The organism is Helicobacter bizzozeronii, from assembly GCF_900196775.1.
Lineage (GTDB): Bacteria > Campylobacterota > Campylobacteria > Campylobacterales > Helicobacteraceae > Helicobacter > Helicobacter bizzozeronii.
Window position 1 is genome coordinate 12,900 of the sequence record NZ_FZLB01000053.1, and the last position, 19,236, is coordinate 32,135.

Here is a 19,236-nt window from a genome sequence, read left to right on the forward strand (position 1 = left end):
CTAGTCCCCATGCTGTGCCACCCGCCCCACTCTTTTTAAACGGCGTGGAGTGTCTTATAGCTCAGATCTTGGACAAAATAGCTCGCATCGTAGTAAGCCAAATTATCCCCATCAATCAGAGCAAACGCCCCGTTAAACGAATCGATTAAGAAGCGATCCAAGGGCGTATCTTTTTGAAAGTTGAGCGCAACAAAATCCCCTATCCAGCGGCCCCGCCCATCTAATTTGGAATTGCGCGCACCTTGCAGATCGTAGCGCACCCAACCTTCATTAGGCAAGAACACCTCGGCTTTAACGCCTAAAGCCAACTGATGCCCTAACTCAAAACCCTGCACCTCCCTAGCCGGAATACCCGCACTCCGACACAGCGAAACAAAAGTAGCCGTTGTCCCATGTTCTTTAGCCCACGCATAATAGCGATCCACGCTCTGCTTGGCAGAGACCCCCGCCAACTCCTTGGCTTGCTTGATGGTCTCTGCATTGATGGGGATGTAACGCGTGGGCTCTAAAAAGCGCGCCAAATCCTGCGGATTAAGACCAGCAGGGTTGGCTTCGAGCTGCCGCACATCGACTTGAATCTGCACGCGTTTAACAGGCTCTTGCTTGTCAAAGACCACATGCAACATGGGCACTTGATCGGTGTCCCTAGCCTCCAAATGGGTGTAATTGCCACGCACACGGAGGTTGCTGGGTTGCTGGTAATTTGTGGCTAGGGGGAGGGGAATCCACATTTTTGTTTGTTTGGAAGATGCCACATGGATTTCATAGTCTAGGTAGAGGCGGTGTCTTTTAGACTTTGGAGAAGGGGACTGGCTAGCCCCCAAAAAGCCCGCCCCAACCAACATGCCCGTTCCCATAATGCCCGTTTTGATAAAATCTCTGCGTTGCATATTTGCTCCAAACCTATCTATGCCTTGTTTTTATGCATGCGTTTCATTTGTGCCCATAGCTCGGCTACCCGTTTGCCGTAATTGGCATCGGCTTTTTTAAAGTGCTCGATTTGGCGTTTCACAATGTTATCGGGCACGCCATGCATAGAATGCACGATGTTAAGGCAAGTCCTCTCTTTTTCATCCTTGGGCATGAGGCGGTAGAGATCGCCGGGTTGGGTGTAGTAGTCAGTGTCATAATCCCTAAAGTTATAGTCATAAGCCGCAAACTCATCTTCTAGCTTAGTCAAGTCTAGTTTAGGTTCTTTAGCATTGGGATCTTCTTTATAGCCCGGGAAGGAGCTAGGGTTGTAGTTGATCATCGAGCCGTAGTAGCCATTGGTCATGTAGCCATCGCGTGATGAGCTATGGAAAGGGCAACGGGGCGCATTCACGGGTAATTGGGTGTAATTCACGCCTAGTCGGTAGCGGTGCGTGTCCCCATAGGAAAACAAGCGACCTTGTAGCATGCGATCGGGGCTATAGCCAATACCTGGGACGACATTAGCAGGGGTGAAGGCGGATTGTTCCACTTCAGCAAAGTAGTTTTCTGGGTTTTTGTTGAGCTCTACAATCCCCACCTCGATTAGCGGGTAATCTTTTTGACTCCAAGTCTTGGTAACATCAAAGGGATGGAAACGATAGGTTTTAGCCTCGCTCTCAGGCATCACTTGGATAGACATCCGCCATTTGGGGTAGTCGCCCCGCTCGATGGCTTCAAATAAATCCCTTTGGGCAGAATCGAGATCGTGTGCGCGCACCTTAGCAGCCTCTTCACTGGTGAGATTCTTGATGCCCTGCATGCTTTTAAAGTGGAACTTCACCCAAAAGCGTTGGTTTTTGGCATTGATTAAACTAAAGGTGTGGCTACCAAAGCCATGCATGTGGCGATAACCATCAGGGATACCCCGATCGCTCATTACGATGGTAACTTGGTGCAAACTCTCAGGCACATTGCTCCAAAAATCCCACACCATCGTGCTGTCCCGTAGGTTGGTTTGTGGGTGGCGTTTTTGGGTGTGGATAAAGTCGGGGAATTTGATGGGGTCGCGCACAAAAAACACGGGGGTGTTATTACCCACCAAATCCCAGTTGCCCTCTTCGGTGTAATACTTCATCGCAAAGCCACGGGGGTCTCTTTCAGCATCAGCAGAGCCTTTTTCACCCGCCACAGTGGAAAAGCGGAAGAAACAAGGGGTTTTTTTACCCACTTTGCTAAAGATTTTAGCCTTGGTGTATTTGGTGATGTCTTTGGTAACCGTAAAAGTGCCATAAGCCCCACTACCCTTAGCATGCACCACCCTCTCGGGGATGCGCTCCCTATCAAAATGCGCCAATTTTTCTAAAAACCAAGTGCTCTGCAAGAGAACCGGACCTCTTGGACCCGCGGTCAAAACATCTTGGTTATTGGCAATGGGCGTTCCCGTTGCGGTGGTTAAAACAACTTCTTTGTACTTCATTAGGAAAATCCTTTATATTTTTTTAGAACCCCAAATTTGGATTCGCCTAGAAGTGTAGCACAAAAACGCCCTATCTAACCCTTAAAAGGAAATAAAAACCTAACTAAATTCTTAGGATGTTATGTATGGTAACTATGTCGCAATTATGAGAAAAAGACCCATCTTAGGATGGGTCTCCAAAGAAAGCTAGGATATGACTAGGATTCGTGTTTATCCCCGTATTCGTGATGCTCGGGCACGGGCTTATGTTTATGATCGTGCTTGTCTCCGTGTTTACCACAAGTGCAAGGTCCTGCAACATCGCAATTACACTTGGCATGGCAACCACAAGACTTGGCAGACAAACCGCTATTTTTATATTCTGCACGCGTCATCTTGGCAATGCGTGCCTTGATGGCTGCACGGATAGCCTCACGGCGTTTTTCAAACTCCTCCATGGTCATGTTTTCGGTGTTTTTATCCGCAGCTTCTTTTAATTGGTCATGGAATTTCTTTTTTTGTTCCGCATTCATGCCCTTCATGCGTTTAAAAAGCTCCATTTGGTAGTCTGGGACTTCATTGGGGACCACTTTACCTGCCATCTCGATTAACTCTTGGTTACTCTTGTCCTTAAAAGAAACCCCATTTGCCCATAGACCCGAGCACAGACTAGCCAAGACCAAAGTTGATAAACCCAATTTTACAGATTTCATACGCACCTTCCAACACTGAAAATTTAAAAGAGAGAAAAAACAAAAAGGAATAAAAGCAAGGGTCCCCAAAAGGACCCTAAAGTTCTAGACTATTGGTGTTGTGCCTCTGATTTTGGAGCTTGTTCTTCAGCACCGCCACTTTTAGCAGGGGCTTTTGGCATTTCTTTATCGCCATGTTCCATGTGTTCCATAGAACCGCCCTTATTAGCTTTTTCCATACCCTTATGACCACCCTCGTGGTGTCCGTGGGCTTTGCCCTCTTTGTGAGCACCTTCTTTATGTACTCCTTTTTTCTTTTTAGAAGCACACCACACTTTACGCACCTCGCCCTTACAAACATGGACTCCAGCTAGACCCATTTCTTTGAGTTCATCTGGAGAATGTTCTTTTGTGGCTTCCTCAAATTCCTTGCGGACTTCCTCACGCATAGCCACAAAATCTTTCTTTTTCATTTTCTTGAAGTGGGCTTCAGCTGCTTGTTTGAACTTCCATTTGAAGCTATTTTTAGCTTTCGCTGTTTTCAAGCTCTCAACATGCTTATGGACTGCTGCGCGCAACTCCAAAGCATCTTCAGCTGGCACTTTACCGGCTAACTTGATCAACTCTGGACCACTTAGACTAGAGTAATCTTTAGCGTTTGCAACACCCAAAGACAACATGCCCATCAAAAAAATTCCTAAAAACCGACGCATAAACCGACCCTTTGTGATTGAAATAAAAAAACGATCGCTATTTTAGCTAGTCCTAGTTAAATATAAGCTTAATTGCGCCCACTACACCAAGCAAGTGTGTGCATAGACATTGGTGAAGTGGAACCAAAAAGTGCTTTCGTAGGTGTTGGGTTGCCGGTAGATACGGCAATGAAAGCCAATAGAGAAGTCCTCAAAGGGCAGATGTTTTTCCACCACGCAAGCAAGAACTTCGGCACGGATTTTTGAGCACCATCACCCTAAAGCCTTCTTGAGATTCTAAAATTTCCTCTGTGGGTTCAAGGATGCGGAAAGTTTGGTTAGCAAAATTGGCCTCCACTCTCAAGTCCACCACCACGCTAAAATCGTCATTAGTAGGGACAAAGATTACAATCTGCTTATCGCTGTAACCTGAGTGTTGTAATTGACATACTCTCCCATAACTAAAGTTAGGGGATTCTAGCTTTAGTGGAGATCGCGGCTTCAAGCAGGATAGCTCCGTTTGGAGTCTTACATTCCCTATTCCAAAGGTTGATGCCCCAACCCCAAGGGTATTACCCCTTGATTGCAACACAAATATTAGAACAGACATGCTTGTGCTAGCCTTATATCCCCATAGCTAAAGCTAGGGGCTTTACGGCGCGGTTGGTAAAGTGAGATGCTGGGGGAGTGTGTGGCGGTTTAAGAAATTGCTATCCACACTCAAGAGCACTTCATGCCCTTCCAAACAAAGATACAGTCCACTATCATCCCTAAAATCCCCTGATTTAAAGACGGCACAGGATATGCGATCATTAAATGCATAAATCTCCCCAAAATCTAGGGCGATGACTCGGGTAAATCCAAGACTTTTTAACGCCTTTTTGGTGCTTTGGGATTCAAAGTTAGCGCAGATAAAGAATTTATCTTTGGGGATGTGTACAAAGGTTTCAGGGCCTAGGTGATCGGGATGGTTGTGCGAGATGTAGATCACATCGGCTTCTTGCAAACATGCCATGGCTTCTTGAGAACTAGGACTTGCTAGCCACCATCCCGTTAAAAAGGCAGGACCAACAAGCCATGGATCGGTGATGATCTTAAGCCCCGCACTTTCAAAATACAAACAAGCATGGTTAAGATAACGGCAAATAAAACCCCCTTTTTGGGTGGGGAGGTAGGGATTGGTTAGGCTTGTTGCGCTTATTAGGGTTAGGGTGTGGTTGTCTAAAGTGTAGCTGGTCGGATCAAGTGGCCTTTTACATGCCCCATTGGTGTAGGTAAGAGAATTGAGATCTAAAACCCACCCATGCTTGGGACAACGCAGAGTATTCCCCCCCCCCCCACAGAGGGGGTTACCCATGTGATCGCAGGTATTGTTAATGACCCATTCTAAACTGCCACCACGGACAATTTTAACAAAATACGCCCCCTCTGCAAGGGGGTAAACCCCCTCCTGAAGAGAGGGAAGAGTCAAAGAGGTTTGGATACTTTGGGTGCTAAAACGCCCTAAATGCTTGGGTTCCACCCCTACTCCGCTTCAACATCGATCACATCGTCCTCTTTTTTCTTAGACGCTTGCGCTGCCCCTTGATCCTTTTTCATCATCGCCTCGGTGAGCTTGTGCGAACTCTCCGCTAAGGCTTTCATCTTGGCCTCTACCATTTCTTTAGTTGCACCCTCATCTTTAAGAGTGGCTTCTAAATCGTTGAGTGCACCTTGGATTTTCTCCACCTCGCTAGGCTCTAAGCTGGCTTTGTGCTCCTCTAGGCTCTTTTTGGTTTGGTGTGCGAGGCTCTCGGCTTGATTTTTAGCCTCCACCACCTCTTTACGGCGGCGATCTTCTTCCTTGTGTAATTCCGCATCTTTAACCATTTTTTCAATTTCGCTATCGCTCAAGCCACTCGAACCAGAGATCTTGATCTCTTGGGATTTGCCGGTATTTTTGTCCTTAGCCGAAACCGTTAAAATCCCATTGGCATCAATGTCAAAGGTAACCTCAATTTGGGGTACCCCTCTAGGGGCTGGGGCGATCCCGGTGAGATCAAACTTGCCTAGAGACTTGTTGTCTTTGGAAAATTCGCGCTCACCTTGCAAGACCAAAATAGACACGGCAGGTTGGTTATCCTCGGCGGTGGAGAATACTTGGGCTTTTTTAGCCGGAATAGTCGTGCCTTTTTCAATGACCTTAGTCATCACCCCGCCCAAAGTTTCAATGCCAAGGCTCAAGGGGATCACATCTAAGAGCAAGACATCTTTGACGTCGCCCTTTAATACGCCCGCTTGGATACTCGCCCCCACCGCTACGACCTCATCGGGATTAACCGACTTGTTTAAATCCTTGTTGATGAACTCCTTAACCCGCTCTTGCACTTTGGGGATACGAGTCGATCCACCCACCATGACCACCTCTGCAATATCCCCCTTGCTCAAGCCCGCATCTTGGATCACGCTATCAATTTTTTTGATGGTATCGTTGATGAGATCATCAATTAAGCTTTCAAATTTGGCACGGGTGATCTTTTTGACCAAGTGCTTAGGACCGCTGGCATCTGCGGTGATAAAGGGCAGATTAATTTCGCTCTCTTGAGCCGAGCTGAGTTCCTTTTTGGCATTTTCGCTCGCTTCCTTCAAGCGTTGCAACGCCATAATGTCTTTTTTAATGTCAATGCCATTCTCGCTTTCAAATTCTTTGGCGATAAAATCGATGATGCGGTTATCAAAGTCATCGCCCCCTAAGAACGCATCTCCCCCAGTGGCGAGCACTTCAACCACATTATCCCCGGTTTCAAGCACGGTAACATCAAATGTTCCCCCGCCTAGGTCATAGACCATGATTTTTTCGGATTCTTTTTTATCCAAGCCGTAAGCAAGAGCGGCTGAAGTGGGCTCATTGATGATACGCAACACATTCAAGCCCGCAATGGTGCCCGCCTCTTTAGTGGCTTTTCTTTGGCTATCATTAAAATAAGCCGGAACGGTGATCACCGCCTCTGTAACAGGTTCGCCCAAATAGCTCTCAGCGTCCTCTTTGAGTTTCATCAAAATTTTAGCCGAGATTTCTTGGGGGGTGTAAGTTTTACCCGCAATTTCCACCGCACAAGCCCCATTGCGATCCACAATTTTATAAGGTAGGCGTTTTTTTGCCTCTTGGGCTTTGTCCTCATTGCTCATCAAGCCCATAATGCGTTTGATAGAGTAAATGGTTTTCTCTGGGTTGGTAACCGCTTGGCGTTTAGCGCTCTCGCCCACTAAGATTTCGCCCTTATCGGTGAAAGCCACCACTGAGGGGGTTGTGTTCTTACCCTCTTTGTTGGCGATGATTTTTGCCTCATTGCCCTCATAAACCGCCATTGCAGAATTGGTTGTGCCTAAATCAATGCCGATCACTTTTGCCATTTTGTATCCTTTGTGTTGAATTTAATTGTTTTTAGCGATGCTCACCATCGCAGGGCGCAATAAACGCTCTTTGTACTTGTAGCCTTTTTGGAAGACCTCCACAATCTCCCCCTCTTGCTTGTGCTCCGCGCTCACATGCATGACCGCATTATGCACGCTAGGATCAAATTCTGCCACGCACTCCACACATTCAATGCCATGTTTGGCCAGCACCTCATGCATTTTGTGCAAGGTGAGTTCTAACCCTTGAGAAATAGGCTGTGCCTCTCTGCCCTCCTCCTCTTTTTGCGCACTCTGCAAAGCGGCATGCAACGCATCAATCACGGGCAAGAGATCGCTAGCGATTTTTTCATAGGCGTATTCTAACGCCATCGCCTTGTCCTTCTCTAGCCTTTTCTTGGCGTTTTCAAAATCCGCATGGGTGCGCACATATAAATCTTGTGCCTCCTTGAATTTGAGTTGGTAGTCAATCTCTGGTTTTTCAGACTGATCTAAATCTGGTTGGGTGATCTCTCCCTCTTGATCCACCACTTCTTCATTTTCTGCCATTTCTTCCCTTTCACTTAAGATGCACGCGTGATCGCGCTGTAAAACCCCTCAAAATCCCGCTCCAAGCTCCCCACACAGAACATTTTACTTTTTAGCCCCTGTGTGGTGATGGATTGCACCACCCCCAAAAAGCCCAAAGGCAAAACACGCTCAAAATGCAAGCCTTGCTTGAGATGCCAAAAAACGCTCCCCTCACAAATCTCCAAAAACAGCTTTTCATGCTTGGTTTGGGCTAGCAAGAGTTGGGCTAGGGCACAGAGTCCAAAATAGAAGCGTTCTTGATAGAAATTCTTAATTTGCTTGGCTAGACTGGTGATACACACCAATAAGGCGGCATCTTGGATGGCCTGACACCCTAACCCCACCAAATCTTTTAAAAAAGATTCTAGTTTCTTGCTATAGCCCAGTAACATCTGAGTCGTCCCAAAATCTAGGATCAAAAAGCGTGCTTGGAAATTATAGACACCTAACAAGATGGCTTGCTTGTAACGCTCAATAAAACTAAAAATCCCATAACGCGCACTGGCTTCTTGGATTTTGTTTAAATCCACTTCTAAGAGTGTGGCGGTGTCTAACTTGGCACGCCAATAATCTTTGAGGGCTTGGGTGGTGGGGATACGCCCGCCACTGGTGTGGCTTTGGCGCAATGCCCCTTCAGAGGTGAGGCGTTTAAAATAATTGCGGATGGTGGCAGAAGAAATCTGCATGTCCTCTCCTTGCAAGAGCAGACGCAAACTCTCCGATCCAATGGGCGTGTGGCTATCTAGGTAAGCTTTAATAAAAGCCTCCAAAAGCCAATCTTTTTTAACGCTCATTAAAACACCAACCTTTCACAATCTTTTAAACTGGGCGCATTATAACATAAATTTTGCAAAATTTAGCATTCTTTTTAAAATATTGCTAAAATTTAGGGCTTAAAACCCAAAACTTGATAGAAGTTGTATCAATTTATATTAATTATTTGATTAATAATACTTGCTATGAGTGGCATTTATTAAAGAATAAAAAAAGCCCGCAGAGGGCAAAATGAGTCTGCCCCAACCATGCCTGTATCTAAATTTAGCCTTTTAGGCTAAAATGCCCAAAAAACTTAAAGGAGACTTCAAAATGAAGGCAAAGGTGATGGTGCTAGCCACAGGCGGGACAATTGCTGGAGGGGGTGAGAGTCAGATCAGTGGGGCTTATACCAGTGCAGTAATGGGCGTTGATCGCATGTTGGAGGCATTGCCACCACTCCACCATGTCGTCGATATTGAGGGCGAACAGATCGCCAATGTGGGCTCTCAGGATATGGATTCGGTTATTTGGTTTAAATTATGGGAACGCATCGAAACTTTGGCACAACAAGAAGCGATCAAGGGCTTTGTGATCACGCATGGTACAGATAGCATGGAGGAGAGTGCCTATTTTTTGCACCTCACGCTCAAAACCCCTAAGCCTGTGGTGCTGGTGGGGGCGATGCGTAATGGGTCTAGCATGAGTGCGGATGGTCCGCTGAATTTATACAATGCGGTGGCGGTGGCTTTGAATAAAGAGAGTGTGGGTAAGGGCGTTTTGGTGGTGATGGATGATGAAATCCATTGTGCGCGTGAGGTGGTGAAAACCCATACAAGCAGTGTCCATGCTTTTTGCTCGCCTAATTGTGGCAAAATCGGGAGTGTTTATTATGGTAAAGTGCATTTTTATATGCAGTCTTTAAGAAAACACACCTTGCAAAGCGATTTGGGCTTGGAGAAAATCCAAGAATTGCCTAAGGTGGTGGTGATCTATACCCATGTGGATTGCAAAGTCTCTCTGCTGGAAAACTCAATCATCAATGGGGCTAAGGGGATTGTGGTTGCAGGCATGGGGAATGGCAATCCGGGGAGTGCGTTTTTAAATGCGATGGGTAAGGCGGTTAAAGAGGGCGTGATTGTGGTGCGTGCGAGCCGCACGGGGGGCGGGCTTGTGAGCTCCACAGAAGTTGATGATGCCAAATATGGCTTTATCACCCCCGATAATCTCAACCCCCAAAAGGCACGGGTTTTATTGCAACTAGCCCTATTAAAAACTAAGGATGTGGCTAAAATCCAAGAGTTTTTTAACACGCATTGATCCCATATGCGGGGCGACTGGGTGCCAAGTTGGGGCACATCTTTTAAACTCCCCACCCTCTACTTGTCGCTCTACGAGCCTCTTAGAGCTATTAAAACGCTGTGTTGGTTTTGCCATTTTCTCCTAAAGTCTGTCCTCTAACTCTGCTACCACACCACCCAACCAGCCATTATCTGCCTCCCACAAACTCTAGTTTTCCAAAATAATGAATCTCCAGTCATACCACAACTTTTCACTTCAAAAGCCCTCTTGAGGGCTTGCCAAAGTCTAGGTATTTTAAGCTCTCACTTTTAGAACAAACCCTAGCTTTTGCCTGCAAAAGGCTTTTATAGGGGGTTTTAAGGGTCTTGCCTTGGCAATGTCTTTTAGAACACGCTTGATTTGTGCCCCACCATCTTGCAACATGAGCAATTGGCGTATCTCATGCACGGGTATAGGTTTTTGGTTTAACAAGGGGGCAAGAGAGAAAAAGCCACTAGATTTATCCATGTGCCACCCCTCTTTTTGCACCCACAACCTCTTTCTAATCGCAAAGCATGAGTCTTTTGTCTTTTGTGTGATGGTGTCAAACTTCGCATCGCCTAGTTTGTCTAAATTCTTGCATAAACCATTGAAAATCTCTACAAGCAAGTGGCAATAATCCTCTTTAACGCCGTTATCAAAGTGAGAACTATTGCGCATATGGCATAGTAGTGAAAAAACTATCAAGCAACTCCAAAAACAAGAGAACTAAAAACACGAGCATGATGAAATAGCAGAAATTTTAGGCTTGTGTTTTCCTAAACCTAAATAACTCGAGATCATTCTTGCATGGCATTACAAGAGAAAAGTGTTGCCCTACAAAAGGTTGAAGGCAAAAGTAAGAGTAGATTTAATGCCCACACAAACCATGCTATAGGTTTCACATGGTGTTTTGCAGAGCATACGAGCAGAAATTGAATGCACAATGGAGCGATAACCTCATTATACTGGCACAATTGGTGTCTTGACCTCGGTTTATCTAGGTTTTCTCAAAACCACTAACATTAACAATAATTAAAATTTCTTGTAGTCATTCCCTTGTTCGCTTGTGCCTCGATTCAATGCCTCCAGCGAAAAGCTTTTTAGAATCCTTTGACCCGGTTTATCAGAGATCGACACGAGTTGATTGAACATTACAACGGGAACGAAGGATTGTTGATACATGTCACACCTCAGATCTTTCAAAATTTCTAAGATATCTTTGAGGGTTAAAAAATCCTCAATATTGGGATTTTCCAGATAATGTCGGTATTTTATATCCAAGCCAAAGGGAATAGCTATATCCAACACAAAAGCACGATCGGACTTAACCAACATCTTAATGCCAAAATAAGTGTTGTGTCCAAAGACAGAGCCTGTATCACCGGTGATATACTTTTTGATGTAGGCAGAATCGGGCAAGACAAGGCTTTCTGCGGGGATTTTATGCTCCAAGTTTTGTAGGTGATCCACAAACAAACCGCTCTTATCTAAACCAATCCAATTAACATAACTTGCGTCATCTTTCAACGATTGATTGTAAAGATATTGTAAAAATACCCGCACCACTTTAAAGGCAAAATCATCTAGCCGGCTAAAAAGAGCTAGGGGACCATCTTTGATAAAAAGAATCTTGGGTAGCCATTCCCACTGCTTAACTTCTATTAAAAATCTAAACATGGAGAGCATGAGCACCACCTCAAACACGCTCATCACATAGGACTCTATAGCTCCAGCCCCTAAAATTTCATCAACCAAAGTGTGTAGCTCAAAACAATCGGTGATATAAATTTTTGCCCCACAAGCACAGGTTAAAAAATCGTTTTGTAAATCCTTATAAGACGCGCTTTGTTTTTTAAAAATGTGCCTATCCCCACAACCCGCACATGCGATCTCTATAAACCCCCCTCCCCCTCTGTATTCTTGAAACACAAGCCATTTAATAGTGTTTAATAAAGAATCGCCATCCTCGTTAAGGCCATTGTCTCTAAAAATTTCATAGAGTCTTTCTCTAGTGGTGGTGATAAAATCTTTTTGGTCATGACAATAGCCTTGGATGGAGAGCACAAAAGAAAAGCGTTGGAAGTCTTTTTCTAGTCTCCCCAAATCATCGGGGTTAATGATCTGCTGGTTTGCCAGAGATTTTAAGTCTTGGAGCGAAAAAGTCAAAATCCCCACATTGTAGAAACAAAGCCTCTTGGAGGGAAACCTGCCATCTATGCACACCTCTTTATACCCTCCATCCACCACAATAAGGCGTTCGATCTGAGAATCCACTCGGTTTTGGATTGTGGATAAAGCGGTGGCAACACTGTCAAAATCTATATCCAATGGTGTATCTATCACCCCACACCTCGCTAAATACGCCTTCACTTTTTCGTTTTCTACAATGTGTTGGTGGTTGATCTTGGATGCTCTCTCCCCGCGATAACCCATACTAATCCTTATCCTTGAATTTATCGATCTGCACGGGGATAATAAAGTTGTTGGAATAGGTTTTGACCCGCGCAAAGCCAACATCATTATTTTTGATAATGCTTTGGGAAAAGTCGCTAAAGTCGTAGTATTTTTCCAAAACTTTAAGTTCATCCTTATTGTTGAGGTGCGAGATGAACCAGTTTTGAGTATTTTTCAAGATACTAGGAGCGATGGAGCTGACCTCTTGGGTGGAATAGCTAATGCCTATATTGAGCTTTGCCCCCTCTTTGGCTAGGCGGTTGTAGATGTTTTTGAGGTCTTTATCATCTTTAGGGAAAATATTATGCGCTTCCTCAAAATACATCTGAATGAACTCCGGTGTTTGATCGTTGGTGAATTTTTCCATAGACTTAGCAAAAATGTACGCACAAAGTCTTGTGATGTATTTTTCCTGCACCTCTGTAGACGCGCTAGATAAATCCACCAAGACAATCTGCCCAGCGCGCAGGGCAGAATCTATTTCTTGCTTGTAGTCCTTGCCTCCCTGCGTAGAGTGCAAATGTCTTAAGCCCATCAAAGCTTTATACCCACTCACACGGGTAGCCTGCAGAACTTTTAACAAAGCCTCAAAGTCCTTGTCTTTCTCGTATTTTGCATCCAACTTCCTAAAATCTAACCCCTCAAAATACAGACACGCCACTTCAAGAGAAACACCCTCATGGTATTTAGGCTCATTGTTGATTGGAGTCCCGCCGCCCTGAAGTGTAAATTTCGTAAATTTAACTTGGTAATCTTGCTCAGGTAGGAACTTAGCTCGATACAAGATACACTTGTAAATCGCCTTCTTTCTTTGCTTGTGTCTTTTGGCTTCCTGATCATCCCCCTCTCGATCGAACATGTCCACAGCCGTGAACGCCTTAATATAATCCGATGACTTCAGCAAGGCAACTTCATCACAAAATAAACCAAAGGATTCCTCTAGTGTCTTGTCATTGTAAAAATCATATTGAATCGCTTGGACTTCCTCATGTCCTCGTGTCTTAGATAAAGAGAGACTAAAACGCCTGACATTGTTGGTATCCCTAAGTTTGTCGTAAATACAGGTGTTATCTTGTTGGTTAGCAAAGGTGTATTCTCCATTCACATCAAAGATAATTTGCCCAATTTGTGGCTCATCGCGTTTCTTGCGTTCTTGGTTGAGTTTTTCAATCGCCATGAGCACAATCTTGATCGTGTTGGATTTTCCGGTGCGGGTCATTCCAAAAAAGGCACTCCTGCGTGCCACAACATCTTCTACACGCAAATAGACATCAGGGGCGTAATCCCCCCCTTTGTCATAAGATTGGCTTGAGGCGTATCTAAGCTTACCTATTTGTTGGCGCAGATGATCGCTATCTTTGGTGTTTTCATTAACAATGGTGTTTAGCTCTGTCTTTTGGGGCTTATACACCCTGTAATGGTGTGCCCCTAGAAAATTTTCTATATCAGTCCCAAAGACAAGTTTGTCTTGCTCTACATAAAAGGTCCCCAAAACACGGCACAACAAACCTGAAAACTGGTAAAAATATTTAGTGATTGCATCGGGCTCTAAGATCTCTTTTCTGTTTTCTTTTCTCTCAATGTGGGCGTTAGTGAGGGTCTCCATAATCTCTTTTGTCTGTGGAATTTCAGCAGTCCCCACTACCCTAAGTAAAACCCCCTCTGTCTCATTCTCTCGCAACTCATTACTATAAATCGCCACCAAAAAGCAACCCAAAGGCACTCCCTTGACCTGATTCTTGTCATAATCATTGAGTAAAATTTTAGCCTGTGCGTAGTCTAATTCGTAGAGATTACCCACAAAATTTTCTTCTTGCTTGATTTTTTCAAAAAAATCCAAGTTTTTTGCAGTTGCAAAATCTGTAAATGCCATCTGCTACTCCTTTCTTAACATTAAAATCCGATCTATTTTAGTTGCTTGCCCCTTCTTAGCCCCCCAAATTCTCGTTGTTTTTCTGCTATTCTCTGGGTTGTCCTCTAACATAGATTCCAAACGCAACGCACACCCTCCATTAGCTTGTATCCAATCCCAAGTTTTTTGGGCTAAATTGAGTGTGTGCAGATCGCCAATCACCACCACTGCACGCCCACCGGGTCTAAGCACTTCTGCCCAACTATTAAAGAGCTCTTGCAGATAATGGGCATACTTTTCAAAAGTTAAATTGTCTTTGAGCCCATCAAGCCTGTATTTATTCTGCTTAAACTTTGCAAAATCCTCTTGGAATAACCAAAAGCGAATCCAGTTGTATTTACCATAGGAGATATTTTTAAGATAGGGCGGGCTAGTGATGATCAAAGAAATGGCGTTTTGACCATACTTTTTTATCACTTTTTGGGAACACTTTAGGGCATCTGTGCTAAAGCAATATCCCCTTTTGTAGTGGCTCATATTCTGCTGGGGGTATTTGCAAGGCGCGAATAAAGAGTCTATTCTATACTCTAGTAATTGAAACACATCTTGACGCAATTTCTTAAGATCGTGTTTGGCGACAAAACCCCTAATGTAGTTGGGTGCCATGCTGAAGGTGTTGGGCATATCGATGCTGCAATACATAGAAGTGCCATCTTTGCGGCATTTGCCATGCAAAATCCCTGCTAGAGTAGCCATGATGAAATTATCTACAGACCTAGAAAGTTTTAAGTGTTGCTTGAGATAGACCAATTGCGGAAGAGTCAAATCTTCCTCAAAGAGCATTTGAATGTCTGTATCCACTCCCTCAATGTTGGGGGGCGTGTAGAGGCGTGCCAAATCACTTAAACGGGCTTTAATTTTGCTGATCTTTGGGATATTGGTTTTGGCTTTTGTAAGGCAGATGGCTAACGGACTCAAATCATTACCAATACCAATGCGCCCCATTCTACAAGCTTCAAAGGGAGTTGTGCCACGCCCAGCAAAAGGATCATACACTAGATCGTTTTCTTGGGAATACCGATTGATAAAAAAATGGGGCAGGGTTGGCGTGAACATGGCAAGATAAGAGACCATGGAGTGGATTTTAGAAAACTCTCTACAGTGCTGTTTGCAAATTTTATGAGTCTCAATGCAGGAGTCTTGCATGGTCTACTCCCTTGGTGATATTTATCGACATGGCATTTCCGGTCTTTCTGGGTATCTTTAGAGTGGCTTTGGGTGATGCCATGACCATCTCCATATACATCCTTTTTTTACATAATCTCCAGCACACCCCACTCGATCACAATTTTCCTCAAAGGAAAAATTTCGATTTGCCACCCTATTTAGCGTGTATAAAGCCCGATAACACATTGCTACACCACACATCCCACACTTTCCCAAATTGCGGTAACTATTTTATCGAAAATAACTGCAGTATTGCGACAGAAATACTTCAGAGATTAGAGTTCTAAGAAAACCACAAACAGCATTTAACCAATGCTTCCAAGCTACACATTGCCTTTGGAGTGCTGTTGTCAAGCTCAAAGGGTCTAGTAGTATGCAAGACCTAGAAGAGCTAGCCGAGTACTTCAAAAATAAATGTGGTTCCCAATGCTGCCAAATCGCAATACACAGAAATGAATGATACACTGGAGCATGTGGAGTGTTTAGGCAATCCCAATACATCGAGAAAAGCAAGACCAAATGCACAAAAGTCGCAAGCAGACAGACATATAAGACAGAGAATGCTCAAAGATAACATAACAAGAAACTACAAATTTTTTACTACTTTTAAAACTTCCCAGGGATTGTCTGCAGTCAAGATGCATTTTGGATAAGAGTATATCAAACATGAAAGTGTTGCAGAGATTGTAGATGGCTCAAATTTGCCATATATGCCACAAGTTCAAGGGCACACATTACATGATCTCTTAAAGCCTGATCTCTATCTACATATCCCCATCACTCCGTCTCTAATTATGCTTGCAAGACCCTCACGCTATCCACTTGCAAGGATTGTGGTGTTGGCTGGGGAATTCAAGGGGTTTGGGATAAGGATAATAACACTACAATGGCACACATAAAGAAAGGAGAGGTAATAAGAAAGGGTTTGTTTCTTCCGGATGGTTGTAAGATCGTATAATTAAATTGGTTTTGGGGTTTTGTTGCAAAAAAACAAGACATGCCAGTGTGGTGTTATGACAAACGATCAACACAATCAACATAAAAGGCTCATTAAAAGATCATTAAAGTATATTAGAAAAGCGCACAATGAAAATTGCTTAAGTATTTTTGCTGGTGCTGGAATCAGCGCTAGTTCTGGGTTGCCATCGTGGAAAAAATTGATAGATGCCTTAAAAAAGAAGCTTTATGGCAATACAGAAAAAGATGAGGATTATCTCATCTTGGCTGAAAAGTTTTTTAATCGATTTGGGAAGGAACACTACTACCAAAAAATAAGAAAAGAATTAAAGATGCGGGATGGTGATGATGTCGAACCAAACTTACACTTGGAAATTGTCAAACTCAACCTTAAAAATCTCATTACAACTAACTGGGATGACTTGTTTGAAAAAGCTTTTGATAAAGAGAAAATTTTTTCTAATATTATAAAGACCGATGAAGATATTAAAAATTCTGGTGGTTTTTCAAAACTCATTAAAATGCACGGAAGTTTAGATAAAGAGAACATTGTTTTCTGCGAAAAAGACTATTTAGAATACAGCCAAAATTTTCCACTCATTGAAAATTATGTCAAAGGAATCTTTTCAACAGATACTGTTGTCTTGGTTGGTTATTCCTTAGGTGATCAAAATGTCAAGCAAATCATCTCTTGGGTAAATTTCCACTTAAACAAAACACAACAAAAATCAAATAGAACGAAAACAATTTATTTTATTAAGACAAGTGCCATGTTTGATCCGATTGAATTTGAATTTTACGAGAAAAAAAACATCCATGTCCTATATATTCATGAACTCCTTAGTGAGAAAGTAAAGAGTATAGAATCGGAAAATGAGGAAGAATGTAAACGCAAACAAGACGAGGATGAACTAAGACTATTTTTTGAAGAAATCAAAAAATATGACACATCACCACTCATAAATAAAAAAAATATAGGGGAGATAAGGCACATCCTTATATATTTTGATTTTAAAGCACTGGAGAATAAAATTAATACTTTGTCAGCGTCTCCAAATGCATCACTTAAAGATAAACTCTTAAGATATTTTTTACTTTTTGAAAGCCATATTGACAACAAATATCTAGACGGAGATATGTCAAAAATCTATCAACAATGTGAAGAAGTCTCAAAAGAAGCTTTTAGAAAAAGAGAATTTAAAATATGGTTCTCAAACGAATTGAACAGACGCTGGAGACTTGATTGCTATAAAACTTGTTGGTGGGAATTACCACTACCAACACTAGCACTAATTTCAAATAAAGAAAACGAGCCAAAGCATACTACACAATTTAAAAGTTACTTTGAGCAACAAGTTGCACAAAATCTTTTACACTGGAAAAACAGAGGATACTACAATGACAACGGCAATGACCTTAAAGAAACATTCAAAAAACTTCGAGAATTTAATCGAATTAGAATTGGCAAATGTCTAATCACTCCAATATTCAATGAAACAGCCCACACAACAATAACCTATAGAAACATACTTGAATACTATTGGAAACGCTATTTGTATAAAATATGTAACACCACGGAAACAAAAAAAAAGAGCAGCAACTCCACTACTGGTGAATCAAGAAATTTTTAGCCATAGTGTTAGATACTTGCAAACCGAAAAACTAGAAGAGATCTTCCAAGGATGCCCCTCTAGTGCGATATTTCAATTTGAAGCTGATGAGAAATCCTTAGAAACAATTCTTGCAAATATTTGCTCAAAACTCAAAGAATGCGAAGACTCTGTAATTATAGACATAGGTAGTCATTGGATTAATAACTTCCTCGTATTGACATCACATTGTTTACTTAAGCCAAACACTCGTAATAAAATACTGAGAAAAAGTTTAGACTTTGTATTGTATTTCCTCAATCTCTTTATTGAAAATAAAGCCGGCTATCGCGAAATGAAAGCCCAATCAATCTTCGTAAGGATTATAGAAAAGATACCAAAAATTGATGAAACACATGAGAATACAATCATTAATTTCTTAGACCAAATCCATAAACAAAAACATACTCGATACATCCGTATAAGCGATGACATGGAATCTAGACATCTCTCATGTTTAAATTCCATAAATCCTAGCTTACCTAAATACTATAAACATTATTTACGAATGATAGACACAAAACAGGCAAAAAGAACATCCCTATACAATAAAACTCTTCTCCCTCTCATAGAAACACTTTACAAATCTAGCAATAAAAATCTTCAACAAGCAATTAGAAAAAAATTAAAACATATCCTACGTCACAAAAAAGAATACGAACAAACTAAAATGAGTAAAACATATTGTCTATGGCTTAAAGAGCTAGTTACGGAATTGGACAGTTAGCTAAACCTCATACCATATACCAGGCTCCTCTCTAGGAGGCCACCCACTGCACTCCTAACCCTTAAAAGCTCTTTTTAAGCCCAATGCTCCAAATTTGGCGCAAAAGAATAACCTAACATTGTAGGGTTATTCTACTCTAGCCTACCCCCTCAATTCCTTAATCCTCTTAGCCAGCGCGTCCGCATACGGGTAGTTGGCTTGCTCTAGGGCGTGTTGCAAGGCGCGTTGTAAGCCTTTGAGCTTGAAGGCTCTTAAAAAGCCCTCTTGTTCGCTTGGGGGCAGGAGTTTAAAGCGGGCGGGCAAGGCGTGCAAACCGGCTAAGTTATCTTGGCACAAAGCTTCAAAGACTTGGGGGAATTGGAAGTCTTGGGAATGCAAAAAACTCTTGGCGGTGTATCTAAAGGCTAAATCAAGCAACATTGTTACCAAGATACGCCCTTCTGGCCAAAGGGGCGGGGCTTTTAAGCGCGGATGGGCTCTTTCTAGCTGGTGGGTGCGTGCTTTTAAGTCAGGTTTAACGGGCTTGGGGGCGTATTTGCCCAATTCCTCTAAGCAAGAGTGCTTTAAAAAAGGAGTCCA

15 protein-coding genes and 1 pseudogene are annotated in these 19,236 nt (G+C 42.9%); 3 read left to right on the plus strand and 13 right to left on the minus strand.

Translation table 11 applies throughout. The features are described from left to right. Positions 1-35 precede the first annotated feature (35 nt). From C5684_RS06565 to C5684_RS06605, 8 genes are all read right to left on the minus strand, one after another. Positions 36-890, minus strand: a complete 855-nt coding sequence (locus C5684_RS06565) for a transglutaminase-like domain-containing protein (protein ID WP_104639805.1) — start codon at positions 888-890, stop codon at positions 36-38. 17 nt (positions 891-907) lie between these two features. Next, the gene (locus tag C5684_RS06570) at positions 908-2,389 is read right to left on the minus strand and encodes a catalase (protein ID WP_013890629.1); all 1,482 of its coding nucleotides are present in this window, start codon (positions 2,387-2,389) and stop codon (positions 908-910) included. A 197-nt stretch (positions 2,390-2,586) separates the two neighbouring features. Next, positions 2,587-3,081, minus strand: coding sequence for a DUF1104 domain-containing protein (locus C5684_RS06575; RefSeq protein WP_104639806.1), 495 nt, complete (start codon positions 3,079-3,081; stop codon positions 2,587-2,589). Positions 3,082-3,170: 89 nt separating this feature from the next. Then, positions 3,171-3,773, minus strand: coding sequence for a DUF1104 domain-containing protein (locus C5684_RS06580; protein WP_013890627.1), 603 nt, complete (start codon positions 3,771-3,773; stop codon positions 3,171-3,173). A 631-nt stretch (positions 3,774-4,404) separates the two neighbouring features. Continuing rightward, positions 4,405-5,274 carry an MBL fold metallo-hydrolase gene (locus tag C5684_RS06590; protein WP_104639807.1) on the minus strand — a complete coding sequence of 290 codons (870 nt, stop codon included), beginning with the start codon at positions 5,272-5,274 and terminating at the stop codon, positions 4,405-4,407. A 2-nt stretch (positions 5,275-5,276) separates the two neighbouring features. Then, complete coding sequence (gene dnaK / locus C5684_RS06595; protein WP_104639808.1) at positions 5,277-7,145, minus strand: molecular chaperone DnaK; 1,869 nt, start codon at positions 7,143-7,145, stop codon at positions 5,277-5,279. A gap of 21 nt (positions 7,146-7,166) precedes the next feature. Continuing rightward, positions 7,167-7,694, minus strand: a complete 528-nt coding sequence (grpE, locus tag C5684_RS06600; RefSeq protein ID WP_013890623.1) for a nucleotide exchange factor GrpE — start codon at positions 7,692-7,694, stop codon at positions 7,167-7,169. Positions 7,695-7,708: 14 nt separating this feature from the next. Next, positions 7,709-8,509: an HrcA family transcriptional regulator gene (locus C5684_RS06605; protein WP_013890622.1), complete on the minus strand. Its 801-nt coding sequence runs from the start codon at positions 8,507-8,509 to the stop codon at positions 7,709-7,711. A 292-nt stretch (positions 8,510-8,801) separates the two neighbouring features. Between C5684_RS06605 and C5684_RS06610 the strand changes: the two genes are divergently transcribed. Further along, positions 8,802-9,788, plus strand: a complete 987-nt coding sequence (locus tag C5684_RS06610; protein ID WP_013890621.1) for an asparaginase — start codon at positions 8,802-8,804, stop codon at positions 9,786-9,788. A gap of 276 nt (positions 9,789-10,064) precedes the next feature. Here C5684_RS06610 and C5684_RS06615 read toward each other — a convergent pair whose 3' ends face one another. The 4 genes from C5684_RS06615 to C5684_RS06630 all read right to left on the minus strand — a co-directional run bounded on the left by C5684_RS06615 (position 10,065) and on the right by C5684_RS06630 (position 15,303). Continuing rightward, positions 10,065-10,496: a hypothetical protein gene (locus tag C5684_RS06615; RefSeq protein ID WP_233708686.1), complete on the minus strand. Its 432-nt coding sequence runs from the start codon at positions 10,494-10,496 to the stop codon at positions 10,065-10,067. A gap of 327 nt (positions 10,497-10,823) precedes the next feature. Further along, the gene (locus C5684_RS06620) at positions 10,824-12,224 is read right to left on the minus strand and encodes a DNA double-strand break repair nuclease NurA (protein ID WP_104639810.1); all 1,401 of its coding nucleotides are present in this window, start codon (positions 12,222-12,224) and stop codon (positions 10,824-10,826) included. A gap of 1 nt (position 12,225) precedes the next feature. Then, positions 12,226-14,118 carry an ATP-binding protein gene (locus C5684_RS06625; RefSeq protein ID WP_104637842.1) on the minus strand — a complete coding sequence of 631 codons (1,893 nt, stop codon included), beginning with the start codon at positions 14,116-14,118 and terminating at the stop codon, positions 12,226-12,228. Positions 14,119-14,121: 3 nt separating this feature from the next. Beyond that, a complete protein-coding gene (locus C5684_RS06630) occupies positions 14,122-15,303 on the minus strand; it encodes a DNA methyltransferase (RefSeq protein WP_013890615.1) in 1,182 nt (393 codons plus the stop codon). Between the two features lie 1,001 nt (positions 15,304-16,304). Between C5684_RS06630 and C5684_RS06635 the strand changes: the two genes are divergently transcribed. Beyond that, a complete protein-coding gene (locus C5684_RS06635; RefSeq protein WP_233708687.1) occupies positions 16,305-17,912 on the plus strand; it encodes an SIR2 family protein in 1,608 nt (535 codons plus the stop codon). Next, positions 17,893-18,657 (plus strand): hypothetical protein, encoded by a 765-nt coding sequence (locus C5684_RS06640; protein WP_006016234.1) that lies wholly within the window; start codon positions 17,893-17,895, stop codon positions 18,655-18,657. Before C5684_RS06635 ends, C5684_RS06640 begins: the two co-directional genes overlap by 20 nt. A gap of 141 nt (positions 18,658-18,798) precedes the next feature. Here the strand turns inward: C5684_RS06640 and C5684_RS06645 are convergent. Beyond that, positions 18,799-19,236 (minus strand): annotated as a pseudogene (locus C5684_RS06645) (hypothetical protein); the annotation flags it as partial.